Here is a 14,492-nt window from a genome sequence, read left to right as displayed (position 1 = left end):
CGACGGGGGGCGCGAGATGAACACGCTGCACGGCACCAGCACCAGCGCAGTGATCACGCGTCTGCACGACGTGAACGGGGGCCGGGGTTCCGAGAAGTCCGGTGCCGTGAGCGGGCGGGGGTGCGCTCGCGGCGCCGGGCGTCAGCACACCGCGTACATGACGGTGGTTGACGGTTTCACGGGGGAACCGCACGGGGGAGCCGCGTACAGGGAGGACTCGGGGGAGCGTCGTCGCTCGCTGTCGGAGGCGGAGTTCACCGCCTACGTCCAGGAGCGCCGCGCCTCCCTGTACGCAACCGCCTACCACCTGACCGGGGACCGCTTCGAGGCCGAGGACCTGCTGCAGAGCGCACTGTTCTCGACGTACAAGGCATGGGACCGGATCAGTGACAAGGCCGCCGTCGGGGGTTACCTGCGGCGGACCATGACGAACCTGCACATCAGCGCGTGGCGCCGCCGCAAGCTGAACGAGTACCCGACCGAGGAGCTGCCGGAGACGCCCGGCGACACGGACGCGATGCGCGGCACCGAGCTGCGCGCGGTCCTGTGGCAGGCGCTGGCCCGGCTGCCCGAACTCCAGCGCACGATGCTGGTCCTCCGCTACTACGAGGGCCGCACCGACCCGGAGATCGCGGACATCCTCGACATCAGTGTCGGCACGGTGAAGTCCAGCATCTGGCGGTCGCTCCGCCGGCTGCGCGAGGACGAGGTCCTCAGCTTCGGCCGTGACGAGGAGGACGCCTTCGGGGAGCTTGTCGCCTGAAGGTCCGGGGGGACCGCTGGGGAGCGGTAGCAAGTGGGGGGACCCACGGGGGCCGGGGGGCCAACGGGGGACCTACGGGGGAAGCCCGGGGGATCGGGGGATGCTCACCCACGGGGGACGCTGGGGGAGCACAACGGGAGCGGGGCTGGAGGGCCGGGGGGTCCGTCCAGTCCCGTTCTTCGTGCGTTCCGGAGAGGGCCGGGCGCCTGGGCTCAGGACGCCGGCTGCGCCGTGTTCGCCGCCGGGCAGCGGCCCGCCGCGGCCGCGGTGAGGCGGCCGAGGGCCTCGTCGCGGTCGCAGGCGTGGGCGCCGAGGGCGGTCTGGCGGGCGATGATCGAGCGTTCCAGGCGCATCAGGCGCCAGCCGCGGCGCAGCAGGAAGGGCACCGACTTGCGGCCCTCCTTCAGGTCACGGAGGAAGCGGCGCCGGAAGGTCTTCACCGGGCCGCGGCTCAGACAGAGCGCGTCGGCCAGTACGCCGAGTTCGCGGCAGCGGTTCACGATCTCCGCCGCGAAGATGCCCTCCGCGATGAAGAGGGGCGTACGGCCGATCTCGACGGCCTCCTCGCCGGTGCGGGCGCTGAGCGAGATGTCGTACAGCGGAACGCTCGTACGGCCCGTGCGGCACAGTTCCACGATCGCCGCGACGGCCGTGTCGGCGTCCCACGAGTCGGGGTGGTCCCAGTCGATGTCGGAGCTCCCGGGGACCTGCGGCAGCGTCGGGTCGTCGCCCTCTTTGTAGAAGTCGTCGAGCCGCAGGACCGGAAGACCGGAGCGGGCGGCGAGCAGGGACTTGCCGGAGCCGGAAGGGCCGCAGAGCAGCACGACTCGCGTCGGTATGGGCGGTTGGGAACTCACGGGACACCAGTGTGAGGCATGGCCGGGCCGGTGAACGACCCGGTGTACCGCGTTTGCAGCGCGCGTCACACCTCGACTACATCTCGCGTTCACCCGGCTACCCTGTGCCGCGGTCGCAGTGCGGCAGAGAGCCGCGCCTCCCCGGGACGGCGGGGAAGCGCGGCTCTCCGGTCTGGGTGGCCCCTCGCGGCTCAGTACGAGGAGCCGGACGCGCCCAGCGAACCCGTAGGGTGCCAGACCGTCTTGGTCTCCAGGAAGGCCGTCATGCGCTCGGTGCCGGGGGCGGCCGACCAGTCGGTCTCGTCCACAGGCTGTGGACGCAGGACGCGCTTGAGGTTGTCCGCCGCGGCGATCTCCAGTTCCTTCGCCAGTACGTCGTCGGCGCCCGCGAGGTCGATCGCGTTGACGTCCTGGTGGGCGGCGAGCGGCGTCGCGATCTCGGCCGTACGGCCGGACAGGACGTTGACCACGCCGCCGGGCAGGTCGGAGGTGGCCAGTACCTCGCCCAGGGAGAGGGCGGGCAGCGGGGACTTCTCCGACGCCACCACGATCGCCGTGTTGCCCGTCGCGATCACCGGGGCGACGACCGAGACCAGGCCCAGGAACGACGACTCCTGCGGGGCCAGCACGGCCACCACGCCGGTCGGTTCGGGCGAGGAGAGGTTGAAGTACGGGCCCGCCACCGGGTTGCCGCCGCCCACGACCTGGGCGATCTTGTCCGTCCAGCCCGCGTACCAGACCCAGCGGTCGATCGCGGCGTCCACGACGGCGCCCGCCTTCGACTTCGACAGGCCCTCCGCGTCGGCCACCTCGCGGACGTACTGGTCGCGGCGGCCCTCCAGCATCTCGGCGATGCGGTAGAGGATCTGGCCGCGGTTGTACGCCGTGGCGCCGGACCAGCCGCCGAACGCCTTGCGCGCGGCGACCACGGCGTCACGGGCGTCCTTGCGGGAGGAGAGGGGCGCGTTCGCCAGCCAGTTGCCCTTCGAGTCGGTCACTTCGTACACCCGGCCGCTTTCGGAGCGGGGGAACTTGCCCCCGACGTACAGCTTGTAGGTCTTGAAGACGGAGAGTCGGGTCGCATCAACTGTGTTTTTCATCGCTCGCCCTCCGGGCTCGACGGGGCGAGATACGCCTCCAGGCCGTGGCGGCCGCCCTCGCGGCCGAAGCCCGACTCCTTGTAGCCGCCGAACGGCGAGGTCGGGTCGAACTTGTTGAACGTGTTGGACCAGACGACGCCCGCACGGAGCTTGTTCGCCACCGCCAGGATGCGCGAGCCCTTCTCCGTCCAGACGCCCGCCGACAGGCCGTACGGCGTGTTGTTCGCCTTGGCCACCGCCTCGTCCGGCGTACGGAAGGTCAGGACCGACAGCACCGGGCCGAAGATCTCGTCGCGGGCGATCCGGTGCGCCTGGGTGACGTTCGTGAAGAGCGTCGGGGCGAACCAGTAGCCGGAGGTCGGGATCTCGCAGGCCGGGGACCAGCGCTCGGCGCCCTCCGCCTCGCCCTGCTCGACGAGCGTGGTGATCCGGGAGAGCTGCTCCTCGGAGTTGATCGCGCCGATGTCCGTGTTCTTGTCCAGCGGGTCGCCGAGGCGGAGCGTGGAGAGCCTGCGCTTGAGCGAGTCCAGCAGCTCGTCCTGGATCGACTCCTGCACCAGCAGACGGCTGCCCGCGCAGCACACCTGGCCCTGGTTGAAGAAGATCCCGTTGACGATCCCCTCCACCGCCTGGTCGATCGGGGCGTCGTCGAAGACGATGTTGGCGCCCTTGCCGCCCAGTTCCAGGGTGACCTTCTTGCGGGTACCCGCGATCGTGCGGGCGATCTCCTTGCCGACGGCCGTGGAGCCGGTGAAGGCGACCTTGTTCACGTCCGGGTGCGCGACGACCGCGGCGCCCGCGTCGCCGTATCCCGGAAGGATGTTGACGACGCCCTTGGGCAGGCCCGCCTGACGGCAGATGTCCGCGAAGAAGAGCGCGGAGAGGGGGGTCGTCTCGGCGGGCTTCAGCACGACCGTGTTGCCGGTCGCCAGCGCCGGGGCGATCTTCCACGCCAGCATCAGCAGCGGGAAGTTCCAGGGGATGACCTGGCCGGCGACGCCCAGCGGACGCGGGTTCGCGCCGAAGCCCGCGTGGTCGAGCTTGTCGGCCCAGCCCGCGTAGTAGAAGAAGTGCGCGGCGACCAGCGGGAGGTCCGCGTCGCGGGTCTCCTTGATCGGCTTGCCGTTGTCCAGGGTTTCGAGGACGGCGAGCTCGCGGGCCCGCTCCTGGATGATCCGGGCGATACGGAAGAGGTACTTCGCACGCTCGGAGCCGGGCAGCGCCGACCACTTCTCGAACGCCTTGCGGGCCGCCTTCACGGCCCGGTCCACGTCCGCCTCGCCGGCCTGGGCGATCTCGGAGAGGACCTCCTCGGACGACGGCGAGACGGTCTTGAAGACCTTGCCGTCCGCCGCCTCCGTGAACTCGCCGTCGATGAAGAGGCCGTACGACGGCGCGATGTCGACGATCGCGCGGGACTCGGGGGCCGGTGCGTATTCGAATACCGAAGCCATGGTGATCAGTCCACCGTCACGTAGTCGGGGCCGGAGTAGCGGCCGGTGGCCAGCTTCTGACGCTGCATGAGCAGGTCGTTCAGCAGCGAGGAGGCGCCGAAGCGGAACCAGTGGTTGTCCAGCCAGTCCCCGCCGGCGGTCTCGTTGACCAGGACGAGGAACTTGATGGCGTCCTTGGTCGTCCGGATCCCGCCGGCCGGCTTCACGCCGACCTGGATGCCGGTCTGGGCGCGGAAGTCGCGCACCGCTTCCAGCATAAGGAGCGTGTTCGCGGGAGTGGCGTTCACGGCGACCTTGCCGGTGGACGTCTTGATGAAGTCGGCGCCCGCCAGCATGCCGAGCCAGGAGGCGCGGCGGATGTTGTCGTACGTCGACAGCTCGCCGGTCTCGAAGATGACCTTGAGGCGGGCGCTCGTCCCGCAGGCCTCCTTCACGGCGACGATCTCGTCGTACACCTTCATGTAGTCGCCCGCGAGGAACGCCCCGCGGTCGATGACCATGTCGACCTCGTCCGCGCCCGCCGAGACGGCGTCCCGGACGTCGGCCAGCTTCACACCGAGGGCGGCGCGGCCGGCCGGGAACGCGGTGGCCACGGAGGCGACCTTCACGCCGGACCCGGCGACGGCCTCCTTCGCGGTGGCCACCATGTCGGGATAGACGCAGACGGCCGCGGTCGCCGGGGTCGTACGGTCGGTCGGGTCGGGGTGGACCGCCTTGGCGCCGAGCGCCCGGACCTTGCCCGGGGTGTCCGCGCCTTCCAGCGTCGTCAGGTCGACCATCGAGATGGCGAGGTCGATGGCGTACGCCTTGGCGGTCGTCTTGATGGAACGGGTACCGAGGGACGCGGCCCGCGCCTCCAGGCCGACCGCGTCGACACCGGGCAGCCCGTGGAGGAAGCGGCGCAGCGTGCTGTCGGACGCGGTGACGTCCGTGAGTGCGTGAGCTGCGGCAGATGCATTGGTGGGCATGGTCACCAGACGAGCATATCTACGCGCGTAGCGGCTGTACACCCCGAGAGAGTGGCTCTCTGCCCTGGAGGGACGGTTCTCGACAGCGCCGGGGACCGCCACGCCCCCAGGGGCGCGGGGAACTGCGCGACCAGCCACGAACACGCCGCACTCGCGCACATGCGAAGCCCCCACGGCGATCGGGCGGTCGGCCGAGCCGCCACGGGCGTACGGCAGAATCGAGCCCATGACCACCCCGGAGCAGCAGCCCCCCACCCCGGACCCCGCCCTGAAGGACCGGGTCCACCGCTCGCACACGGGCATCGCGGGCGGCGTCCTGATGCTGGCCATCGCGCTCTGGCTCGGCATCGACGCACTGATCCGGGGCGAAGGCCGCACACAGTGGCTGGCCCTCGCGGCACTGATCCTCATCGTGCCGCTGGTCTCCGCGTTCACCCTGCGCCCCGCCGTCTACGCCAACGACGACCGGCTGCGCATCCGCAACCCGCTCCGGGTGATCGTGCTGCCCTGGGGGCAGGTCGCCGCACTGCGCTCCGGCTACTCCAACGAGGTCGTCGACAACGCCGGCACCAAGTTCCAGCTCTGGGCGATCCCGGTCTCGCTGCGGGCCCGCAAGCGGGCGGCACGCCGGTCGGCCCGCGCGGCCGCCGAGCGGAGCACTCCCGCGCGGGGTGACCGGGGAGGTCGTGGTGGTCGTGGAGGCGGGGGCACAGGGCTCGGAGAGTTCGGGTTCCAGGCGCCCGGGACGGACACGGACGCGCACGGTCTGGTGCGCTCCGAGACCGACCAGGTCATGGCCGACCTGCGGGAACTGTGGGAGAACCGGGGGGACGCGGAGTCCGCTCAGGGCGAGGTGACCGTGCGGTGGGCCTATGAGGTGATGGGGCCGGCGGTCGCGGGGGCCGTGCTTCTGGTGATCTTGCTGGCCGTGTCCTGAGAGCCGCCTCCTTCACGGCGCGCTCGGCCACACCAGTGCCATGTACGCGCTGCAGTACGCCGACCCGGCCACCGCTGCCGTGAGGGTCAGGGTGCGGTAGCGGCTGGTGGCGTGGGAGAGGCGTAGGGCGAGGGGGAGGAGGAGGGGGAAGGCGGGGAGCAGGAAGCGGGCGCGGGGGAAGTAGACGCCGCCGCTGCCCAGGACGATCGTCAGCAGTACGGCCGTGAAGACCAGCAGCGGCACCGGCTGGCGGTCCCACAGCGACAGCCCGAACAGCGCCACCGACGCGATCAGCGTGAGCGTCACCATCACCAGGAACAGCTCGGGCGTCGAGTCGTACACGAGCAGGCGGCGCATCCAGCGCAGGGTCTCCAGGCCGCCGTCCAGTTCGTTGTGCCAGAGCCGCTGTACGGCGAAGTAGCCGTCCCAGCGGCCCACCCGCAGGCCCACCCAGCCGACGTAACCGCACCAGCCGAGCGGTGCGAGCGCGGCTGCCGCCAGGGTGCGGAGGGAGAAGCGGCGGCGCAGGGCGAGCAGCGCAGCCGTCGTGACCGCTGCCGCCACCGCGACGCCGGTCGGGCGGGTCAGGCCCGCCAGCGCCGCCAGCCCGGCCGCGGTGAGGAGACGGCCGGTGAGCACGGCGTACAGGGACCAGGCCGCGAGGGCCGTGAACAGGGACTCGGTGTACCCCATCCACTGGACCAGGCCGACCGGGAGCGCCGCCCAGAGGGTGGTGAGGAGGATGCCGGCGCGGCGGCCGTACAGCCGGTCGCCCACCGCGAAGACGCCCCACGCGGCGACGAGGGAGGCGATGACGGCGATGGCGAGTCCGGTGCTCGCGCGGGTGCCCGGGGTGAGCGCCGCGAACGCCTTCACGAGGGTGGGGTAGAGCGGGAAGAAGGCCAGGTTGTTGGCGCTCGGCGCGCTGCCGAGTTCGTGGGCGTAGCCGTGGTCGGCGATGCCGAGGTACCAGTCGGCGTCCCACTGCGTCGCCAGGATCGGCCAGACGCCGTGCCGCCCGCGGTGCGCCCAGACGGTGAGGAGCAGCAGGCCCGTGCCGCGTACGGCGAGGTAGGCGAGGAGGGCGGGGGCCGCGTGGCGCAGGGCGGCGTTCATGGCGTGCAGGGTGTGTCTGATGTGCGCGCGGGTGCCGAGTGCGCGCGGGGCGCGTGGTGGCTCCGGCGCGGAGTCGGGGTCGGCGCCGGGGGCGGTGGTCGTTCGGGGTGTTGGCCGGGATGCGGTCGTGGACACGGCGCGGCTCCAGGCGATTCGGTGGTGCGTTTCCGTTCCACCGTTGCCCGGGTGGCGGGGCGGGGCGTGGAGCCCGGGTCAACCGCCGGGGAGAAATCACCCGACGGGGTGCCTCCGGATGGGGGCACCCCGTCGGGGGTGGTCATGTCAGCTCGGCTGGTTCCTCAGGTTCGGATGCCTGGTTCCTCAGGTTCGGATGCCTGTTCCTCGGGTGCGGATGCCTGTTCCTGATCAGATGCCTGCCGCCGTCGACAGGTCCTGCTTGATCGTCGCCAGCAGGGCCGTCGCCTTGGTGCGGGCCGCCGGGAGGTCGGCGTGTGCCGCCACCGGGACCACGACCTCCAGGTAGCACTTCAGCTTGGGCTCCGTGCCGCTGGGGCGGACGATGACGCGGGCGCCGTCGAGCGTGTAGCGCAGGCCGTCGGTGGGCGGGAGCGTCTCGGTGCCCTGGGTGAGGTCCTCGGCGCGGGTGATCGCCAGGCCGGCGAGCTGCGTCGGCGGCTGCTCGCGGAGCCGGCGCATCGCGTTGGCGATGACCGACAGGTCCTGGACGCGGACCGAGAGCTGGTCGGTGGCGTGCAGGCCGTGCTCCACGGCGAGGTCGTCCAGGAGGTCCAGGAGGGTGCGGCCCTCGGCCTTGAGGGTGGAGGCGAGTTCCGTGATCAGCAGGGCTGCCGTGATGCCGTCCTTGTCGCGTACGCCCTCGGGGTCGACGCAGTAGCCGAGGGCCTCCTCGTAGCCGTAGCGGAGGTTCTCGACCCGGGCGATCCACTTGAAGCCGGTGAGGGTCTCCTCGTAGGGGAGGTTCGCCTTCTCGGCGATACGGCCGAGGAGGGAGGAGGAGACGATCGACTCGGCGAAGGTGCCGTGCGCTCCGCGGTTCACCAGGTGGGCGGCGAGCAGGGCGCCCACCTCGTCGCCGCGCAGCATGCGCCAGTCCTCGCCGTCCTTCACCGCTGCCGCGCAGCGGTCGGCGTCGGGGTCGTTGGCGATGATCAGGTCGGGGTCCGTCTCGCGGGCCTTCGCGAACGCCAGGTCCATCGCGCCGGGCTCTTCCGGGTTGGGGAAGGCGACGGTGGGGAAGTCCGGGTCGGGGTCGGCCTGCTCGGTGACGAGTTCCGGGGCCGGGAAGCCGGCTCGGGCGAAGGCGGCGAGGAGGACGTCCTTGCCGACGCCGTGCATCGCCGTGTAGACGGTGCGGGCGGTGCGGGGGGAGTCCGGGGAGAGGACCGCGTCGGTGCGGGCGAGGTAGGCGTCGAGGACGCTGTCGTCCAGGGTGTCCCAGCCGTCCGTCGGGCGGGGGACGTCGTCGAGGCTCGCGATCGCGTCGATCTCGGCGGCGATGTCGGTGTCCGCGGGCGGGACGATCTGGGAGCCGTCGCCGAGGTAGACCTTGTAGCCGTTGTCGCGGGGCGGGTTGTGGCTGGCGGTGACCTCTACGCCGGCTGCGGCGCCGAGGTGCCTTATCGCGTAGGCGAGGACGGGGGTGGGGAGGGGGCGCGGGAGTACGGCGGCGCGCAGGCCGGCGCCGGTCATGACGGCGGCGGTGTCGCGGGCGAAGTCCTCCGACTTGTGGCGGGCGTCGTAGCCGATGACGACGAGGCCGTTGTCGTGGCCCTGCTTCTTGAGGTACGCGGCGAGGCCGGCGGCGGCGCGGATGACGACGCTGCGGTTCATGCGCATGGGCCCGGCGCCGAGTTCCCCGCGCAGGCCCGCGGTGCCGAACTGGAGGGTGCCGCTGAAGCGGTCCGAGAGCTCGGTGACGTCGCCGGCCTCGATGAGCTTGGCGAGTTCGTCGCGGGTCTCCGCGTCGGGGTCCTCGGCCAGCCAGGTCTTGGCCCGGGCGATGAGATCGTCGTGCACGGCGGGTCAGCCTCTCGTTGTCGGTGGTGCGCGTCTATGCCTGCGGCGGCCTGTGCGGCCTCGGTGGGGGCTTGTGCAGCGCCTGCGGTTCGGGGGTGGGTCGGGGCCGCGCCGGGGGGTGTCCGTCCTCGGTCGGGCGGTTGGTGTCGGGCAGAGAGGTGCTGTCTCTTGACGCCCGCCGCTGCGGGCGGACACCCCCCGACCCGTCCCCTTCCCGCCGTCGGCGGCTGCGAGTCCGCTCACCTTGCGGCGCAGGTCGACCGTAACTCCCCAGGGGCGCGGGGAACTGCGCGACCAGCCACGACGAGCCCGCAGAGGCTCTACGGCCGAACGCGGCACCCCCTACACGGCGCTCAGAGCCTGCCCAGTACCTGTGCCAGCAGCGAACCCATCCGCGTCGCGCTGTCGCGGCCCGCCTGGAGGACCTCCTCGTGGTTGAGGGGCTCGCCCGTCATGCCGGCCGCCAGGTTGGTCACCAGGGAGATGCCCAGGACCTCGGCGCCCGCCTCGCGCGCGGCGATGGCCTCCAGGACCGTCGACATGCCCACCAGGTCCGCGCCGATGACGCGGGCCATGCGGATCTCGGCCGGCGTCTCGTAGTGCGGGCCGGGGAACTGGGCGTAGACGCCCTCCTCCAGCGTGGGGTCGATCTCCTTGCACAGGGCGCGCAGGCGCGGGGAGTACAGGTCGGTGAGGTCGACGAAGTTGGCGCCGACGATGGGGGAGGTGGCCGTGAGGTTGATGTGGTCGCTGATCAGGACCGGCTGGCCGGGGCGCATGCCCTCGCGCAGGCCGCCGCAGCCGTTGGTGAGGACGATCGTCTTGCAGCCGGCCGCGACCGCGGTGCGGACACCGTGGGACACGGCGGCCACGCCGCGGCCCTCGTAGTAGTGGGTGCGGCCCAGGAAGACCAGGGCGCGCTTGTTGCCGATCTTGTACGAGCGGATCTTGCCGCCGTGCCCTTCCACCGCCGGCGGCGGGAAACCGGGCAGCTCGGTGACCTGGAACTCGGCGTCGGGTGCGCCGAGGGCGTCCACGGCCGGTGCCCAGCCGGAGCCCATCACGAGGGCGACGTCGTGGGTCTCGGCGCCGGTCAGTTCGCGCAGGCGCGCGGCGGCGGCGTCGGCGGCGGCGTGGGGGTCGCCCTGGATGTCGTCCGGAAGAAGAGATGCGTTCACGCGACTGAGGGTAGCCGGTTTGGGCCTACGCGCGTAGATGACAGAGCTCACGGGATGGCGATCGTTGTCTTGTCGTTTCCAACGAAGAGCAGGACGGGAGGGGGCGGTGTGGCGGTTGTTGTCCTCAGCAGGGGCGCTTGCGCAGTTCCATCACGTAGTCGTGCGGGGCTCCCGCCGACTCCGCCGCGTCCGCGACCTCGCCCAGATAGCGTGCCGACGGCAGCCCGCCCTCGTACGCGTTCAGGACGTACACCCACGCCGACTCCTCGCCCTCCAGCGTGTGCACCCGGACCCGGAGCCGTCGGTATATGCCGAGGCCGACGCCCTCCCAGCGGTCCAGGGATTCCTCGTCCATCGGCGCGATGTCGTACAGCGCGACGAAGACCTGTTCCATCGGATCCTCGACGAGGGTGGCCAGCGCGCCCTCCCAGCCGAGCTGCTCGCCGCCGAAGGTCAGCCGCCACCCGTTCAGCCAGCCGGTGGCGCGCAGCGGCGAGTGGGGGGCGCGGCGCGTCATCAGCCGCGCGTCGAGATTGCCGGCGTACGCGGCGTAGAGCGACATGCAGAGAGGGTACGGCAGCGGAATCGTCCGCCCCTCCCGTAACAGTGGTGTCTCGGGCGGGCCCCCAGGCAGTGGCCGGGTGGGGCGTGCGGGACAATGGAGTACGTGACTCGGATCGTGATCATCGGTGGCGGACCCGGCGGATACGAGGCGGCCCTGGTGGCCGCCCAGCTCGGCGCGGAGGTGACCGTCGTCGACTGCGACGGTCTGGGCGGGGCGTCGGTGCTCACCGACTGCGTGCCGTCGAAGACTCTTATCGCTACGGCCGAGGTGATGACCACCTTCGACTCCTCCTACGAGGAGCTGGGCATCATCGTCGCCGACGACACCCCGCACATCGACACGCCCGCGCGTGTCGTGGGCGTCGACCTGGGCAAGGTCAACCGGCGTGTCAAGCGGCTCGCGCTCGCGCAGTCCCACGACATCACCGCCTCCGTCACCCGCGCCGGTGCGCGGGTGATGCGCGGCCGTGGCCGGCTGGAGGGCATGCAGGGCCTCGACGGGTCGCGGAAGGTCGTCGTGCGCGCCGCCGACGGCAGCGAGGAAACGCTGGTCGCGGACGCGGTGCTGATCGCCACCGGTGGTCATCCGCGTGAGCTGCCCGACGCCCAGCCCGACGGTGAGCGGATCCTGAACTGGACCCAGGTGTACGACCTCACCGAGCTGCCCGAAGAGCTCATCGTGGTCGGGTCGGGTGTTACCGGTGCCGAGTTCGCCGGTGCCTATCAGGCGCTCGGGTCGCGGGTCACCCTCGTCTCGTCCCGGGACCGGGTGCTGCCGGGTGAGGACCCGGACGCGGCGGCCGTCCTGGAGGACGTCTTCCGGCGTCGTGGCATGAACGTCATGGCCCGCTCGCGCGCCGCCGCCGCCAAGCGGGTCGGCGACCGGGTCGAGGTCACCCTCGCCGACGGGCGGGTCATCAGCGGCAGCCACTGCCTCATGGCCGTCGGTGCCATCCCGAACTCCGAGGGCATGGGTCTGGAGGAGGCCGGCGTCAAGCTGCGCGAGTCCGGGCACATCTGGACCGACAAGGTCTCCCGGACGACCGCGCCGGGCGTGTACGCCGCCGGTGACGTGACCGGTGTCTTCGCGCTCGCGTCGGTCGCGGCGATGCAGGGACGTATCGCCATGTACCACTTCCTGGGCGACGCGGTGGCACCGCTGAACCTGAAGACGGTGTCGTCGAACGTGTTCACCGACCCCGAGATCGCCACCGTCGGCTACTCCCAGGCCGACGTGGACGCCGGCAAGATCGACGCCCGGGTCGTCAAGCTGCCGCTGCTGCGCAACCCGCGCGCCAAGATGCAGGGCATCCGGGACGGCTTCGTCAAGATCTTCTGCCGGCCGGGTACGGGCATCGTGGTCGGCGGTGTGGTCGTCTCACCGCGCGCTTCGGAACTGATCCACCCGATCTCGATCGCGGTCGACAACAATCTGACGGTCGAACAGATCGCGAACGCCTTCACCGTGTACCCCTCCCTTTCGGGCTCGATCGCCGAGGTGGCCCGGCAGTTGCACACACGGAAGTCCGGCGGCGAACTCTGACGACCGGAAGCAACTCCCCGCTGGTCACGGGGAGTTGTCGAGCATGCGTACGGCATAGGCGGCGGGACTAGGCCCTATACCACTTCTCGCCCTTGCGTACGAACAACTTCTGTTATTCGGCGCAAACTGCTGAAAGCAGACGGTCGTTGGGGTTACTGTCAGTTTCGTGTTCGCTGCAGAACGTCGCCAATTGATCCTCGAAATGGTGCGAGCGAACGGGGCCGTGTCGCTCCGTGAGCTCGCCCGCGTCGTCCAGACCTCCGAAGTGACCGTACGGCGGGACGTGCGCGCACTGGAGGCAGAAGGACTCCTCGACCGCCGACATGGCGGTGCGGTATTGCCGGGCGGGTTCACGCGGGAGTCCGGCTTTCCGCAGAAGTCACATCTCGCGACCGCCGAGAAGACGGCCATCGCCGACCTCGCCGCGAACTTCGTGGAGGAGGGCGAGGCGATCGTCGTCGGGGCGGGTACCACCACACAGGAGCTGGCCCGCCGGCTCGCACGTGTGCCCGGACTGACCGTCGTCACCAACTCGCTGCTGGTGGCACAGGCGTTGGCCCACGCCAACCGCGTCGAGGTCGTCATGACCGGCGGCACCCTCCGCGGGTCCAACTACGCGCTGGTGGGCAGTGGCGCCGAGCAGTCCCTGCAAGGGCTGCGGGTGTCCCGGGCCTTCCTCTCCGGAAGCGGGCTCACCGCCGAACGCGGGCTCTCCACGTCCAACATGCTCTCCGCCTCCGTCGACCGGGCGCTGGTCCAGGCCGCTTCGGAGGTCGTCGTCCTCGCCGACCACACGAAGCTCGGTACGGACACGATGTTCCAGACGGTGCCCACCGATGTCATCACGCGGCTCGTCACCGACGATCCACCGGCTCATGACGACCGCGCCCACACCGAGCTGCAGGCCCTCGCCGATCAGGGGGTGCAGATCGCCGTGGCCGGGGCGACCGGCAGCTCGGGGGGTGACGAGGTCCCGGCGCGGCGTCAGCAGCGTCCTGCGTTGCCCGGGCCGCGCCGGGGTCAGGTGCCGGCCGGCGGCGCGGGGCTCAGGGCTGCGTCGGTGATGGGTGAGCCGGGGGCGGAGCGGGAACGAGAGCGGGCTCGCGTCGCGGATCTGCGGCGGCGGTAGGTTTCGCCTGTTCGCCGCAGTGGTCTGTCTAGTCGCGCGGGTGCAGGCTGGGTGTGGTTGCTCGCGCCCACGCGGCGGAGCCGCATATCGATACAGCCCCGCGCCCCTAGGTGGGTTTCAGTCCCCTCAGTGTCAAGTGCAGCAATCTGTCTGCCAGGTCCGGGTCGCCCGGGGTCTCCTCGGCGGCCAAGGCAATTGCGTGGGTCAACTGGAGCAGATCGCCGATCGCGACGCCCGGCCGTACGGTGCCCGCCTCCTGCGCCCGCGCCAGCAGCGCGCCGCCCGCCTCCCTGATCGGGCCGCTGCACCGGGCCAGGGCCGAGGTGTTGTCGTAGGAGACGGACATCAGGGATCTGGCCAGGCCCCGGTACTCCCCGGCATGGGTGACCATCTCGCGGAGCCAGGTCACCAGGGCCGCGCAGGGTTCCGGGGCGTCGAGGAGTTCGCGGGAGCGGGTCAGCAGGTCGCCGACCGCGTCCTCGAAGACGGCGCTCAACAGGGCGTCGCGGTTGGGGAAGTGGCGGTAGAGCGTGCCGATGCCGACGCCCGCCCGACGGGCCACGTCCTCCAGGGACGCGTCCGTGCCGTGCTCGGCGAAGGCGGAGCGGGCCTCGGTGAGCAGCCGCTCGTGATTACGGCGGGCATCCGCGCGCATGGCACGTGGCTGGGCCGTCGCCGCCGCGCCCCCGGTCTCCGCATCCTCGCGTGAGGTCACGCCCGCCATGGCTCCCACCTGCCTCTCTCACGCCCGGTGTGCCTCAAGGATGCCACCGAGGACGAACGGGCCCTCAGAAACGAGGCGGGGGGCGGGGGTTGATGGGGGCTGCGCCGGCGGGCCGAGCGCTGGCGTGGCGGAGTGTGAGTGTGATTTTGAGTTATTTGATA

The 14,492-nt window shown here is 71.3% G+C and carries 13 protein-coding genes; 4 read left to right on the top strand and 9 right to left on the bottom strand.

The genetic code is table 11. The features are described 5' to 3' along the window. The first annotated feature begins 16 nt into the window (after window positions 1-16). Window positions 17-763, top strand: coding sequence for a SigE family RNA polymerase sigma factor (locus ACFWYS_RS42575; protein WP_384781677.1), 747 nt, complete (start codon window positions 17-19; stop codon window positions 761-763). Between the two features lie 212 nt (window positions 764-975). Here the strand turns inward: ACFWYS_RS42575 and ACFWYS_RS42570 are convergent, their stop codons facing one another. The 4 genes from ACFWYS_RS42570 to deoC form a co-directional block, all read right to left on the bottom strand. Further along, on the bottom strand, window positions 976-1,620 hold the full coding sequence (locus ACFWYS_RS42570) for a uridine kinase (protein ID WP_384781675.1): 645 nt from the start codon (window positions 1,618-1,620) through the stop codon (window positions 976-978). A 191-nt stretch (window positions 1,621-1,811) separates the two neighbouring features. Then, window positions 1,812-2,720 (bottom strand): aldehyde dehydrogenase family protein, encoded by a 909-nt coding sequence (locus tag ACFWYS_RS42565; RefSeq protein ID WP_384781673.1) that lies wholly within the window; start codon window positions 2,718-2,720, stop codon window positions 1,812-1,814. Next, window positions 2,717-4,174, bottom strand: a complete 1,458-nt coding sequence (locus tag ACFWYS_RS42560; RefSeq protein ID WP_384781671.1) for an aldehyde dehydrogenase family protein — start codon at window positions 4,172-4,174, stop codon at window positions 2,717-2,719. Before ACFWYS_RS42560 ends, ACFWYS_RS42565 begins: the two co-directional genes overlap by 4 nt. Window positions 4,175-4,179: 5 nt before the next feature. After that, the gene (gene deoC / locus ACFWYS_RS42555) at window positions 4,180-5,142 is read right to left on the bottom strand and encodes a deoxyribose-phosphate aldolase (RefSeq protein WP_384781741.1); all 963 of its coding nucleotides are present in this window, start codon (window positions 5,140-5,142) and stop codon (window positions 4,180-4,182) included. Between the two features lie 226 nt (window positions 5,143-5,368). Between deoC and ACFWYS_RS42550 the strand changes: the two genes are divergently transcribed. Then, window positions 5,369-6,079 carry a PH domain-containing protein gene (locus ACFWYS_RS42550; protein ID WP_384781669.1) on the top strand — a complete coding sequence of 237 codons (711 nt, stop codon included), beginning with the start codon at window positions 5,369-5,371 and terminating at the stop codon, window positions 6,077-6,079. 12 nt (window positions 6,080-6,091) lie between these two features. Here the strand turns inward: ACFWYS_RS42550 and ACFWYS_RS42545 are convergent, their stop codons facing one another. From ACFWYS_RS42545 to ACFWYS_RS42530, 4 genes are all read right to left on the bottom strand, one after another. Next, window positions 6,092-7,330 carry a hypothetical protein gene (locus tag ACFWYS_RS42545; protein WP_384781666.1) on the bottom strand — a complete coding sequence of 413 codons (1,239 nt, stop codon included), beginning with the start codon at window positions 7,328-7,330 and terminating at the stop codon, window positions 6,092-6,094. A 231-nt stretch (window positions 7,331-7,561) separates the two neighbouring features. After that, entirely contained in the window at window positions 7,562-9,193 is a 1,632-nt protein-coding gene (locus ACFWYS_RS42540) for a phospho-sugar mutase (RefSeq protein ID WP_384781664.1), read from the bottom strand. A 353-nt stretch (window positions 9,194-9,546) separates the two neighbouring features. After that, the gene (locus ACFWYS_RS42535; protein ID WP_384781662.1) at window positions 9,547-10,371 is read right to left on the bottom strand and encodes a purine-nucleoside phosphorylase; all 825 of its coding nucleotides are present in this window, start codon (window positions 10,369-10,371) and stop codon (window positions 9,547-9,549) included. Between the two features lie 124 nt (window positions 10,372-10,495). Next, window positions 10,496-10,933 (bottom strand): gamma-glutamylcyclotransferase, encoded by a 438-nt coding sequence (locus tag ACFWYS_RS42530; protein ID WP_384781660.1) that lies wholly within the window; start codon window positions 10,931-10,933, stop codon window positions 10,496-10,498. Between the two features lie 96 nt (window positions 10,934-11,029). Between ACFWYS_RS42530 and ACFWYS_RS42525 the strand changes: the two genes are divergently transcribed. Further along, window positions 11,030-12,478, top strand: a complete 1,449-nt coding sequence (locus ACFWYS_RS42525) for an NAD(P)H-quinone dehydrogenase (protein ID WP_384781658.1) — start codon at window positions 11,030-11,032, stop codon at window positions 12,476-12,478. Between the two features lie 166 nt (window positions 12,479-12,644). Beyond that, window positions 12,645-13,607 (top strand): DeoR/GlpR family DNA-binding transcription regulator, encoded by a 963-nt coding sequence (locus tag ACFWYS_RS42520; RefSeq protein WP_384781655.1) that lies wholly within the window; start codon window positions 12,645-12,647, stop codon window positions 13,605-13,607. A 106-nt stretch (window positions 13,608-13,713) separates the two neighbouring features. On the opposite strand, the gene ACFWYS_RS42515 is transcribed toward ACFWYS_RS42520, so the two are convergent. Continuing rightward, window positions 13,714-14,331 carry a TetR/AcrR family transcriptional regulator gene (locus tag ACFWYS_RS42515; protein WP_384781653.1) on the bottom strand — a complete coding sequence of 206 codons (618 nt, stop codon included), beginning with the start codon at window positions 14,329-14,331 and terminating at the stop codon, window positions 13,714-13,716. Window positions 14,332-14,492 lie beyond the last annotated feature (161 nt).

This window comes from Streptomyces sp. NPDC059010 (assembly GCF_042740355.1).
Taxonomy (GTDB): domain Bacteria; phylum Actinomycetota; class Actinomycetes; order Streptomycetales; family Streptomycetaceae; genus Streptomyces.
The sequence above is the reverse complement of the archived record's forward strand: the minus strand, read 5'-3'. Positions and strand labels throughout refer to the sequence as shown.

Excerpts from the sequence above, each read along its gene's own strand:
- ACFWYS_RS42575 (WP_384781677.1), top strand. The coding sequence starts at position 17 with ATGAACACGCTGCACGGCACCAGCACCAGCGCAGTGATCACGCGTCTG.
- ACFWYS_RS42565 (WP_384781673.1), bottom strand. The coding sequence starts at position 2,720 with ATGAAAAACACAGTTGATGCGACCCGACTCTCCGTCTTCAAGACCTAC.
- ACFWYS_RS42560 (WP_384781671.1), bottom strand. The coding sequence starts at position 4,174 with ATGGCTTCGGTATTCGAATACGCACCGGCCCCCGAGTCCCGCGCGATC.
- deoC (WP_384781741.1), bottom strand. The coding sequence starts at position 5,142 with ATGCCCACCAATGCATCTGCCGCAGCTCACGCACTCACGGACGTCACC.
- ACFWYS_RS42550 (WP_384781669.1), top strand. The coding sequence starts at position 5,369 with ATGACCACCCCGGAGCAGCAGCCCCCCACCCCGGACCCCGCCCTGAAG.
- ACFWYS_RS42530 (WP_384781660.1), bottom strand. The coding sequence starts at position 10,933 with ATGTCGCTCTACGCCGCGTACGCCGGCAATCTCGACGCGCGGCTGATG.
- ACFWYS_RS42525 (WP_384781658.1), top strand. The coding sequence starts at position 11,030 with ATGGAGTACGTGACTCGGATCGTGATCATCGGTGGCGGACCCGGCGGA.
- ACFWYS_RS42515 (WP_384781653.1), bottom strand. The coding sequence starts at position 14,331 with ATGGCGGGCGTGACCTCACGCGAGGATGCGGAGACCGGGGGCGCGGCG.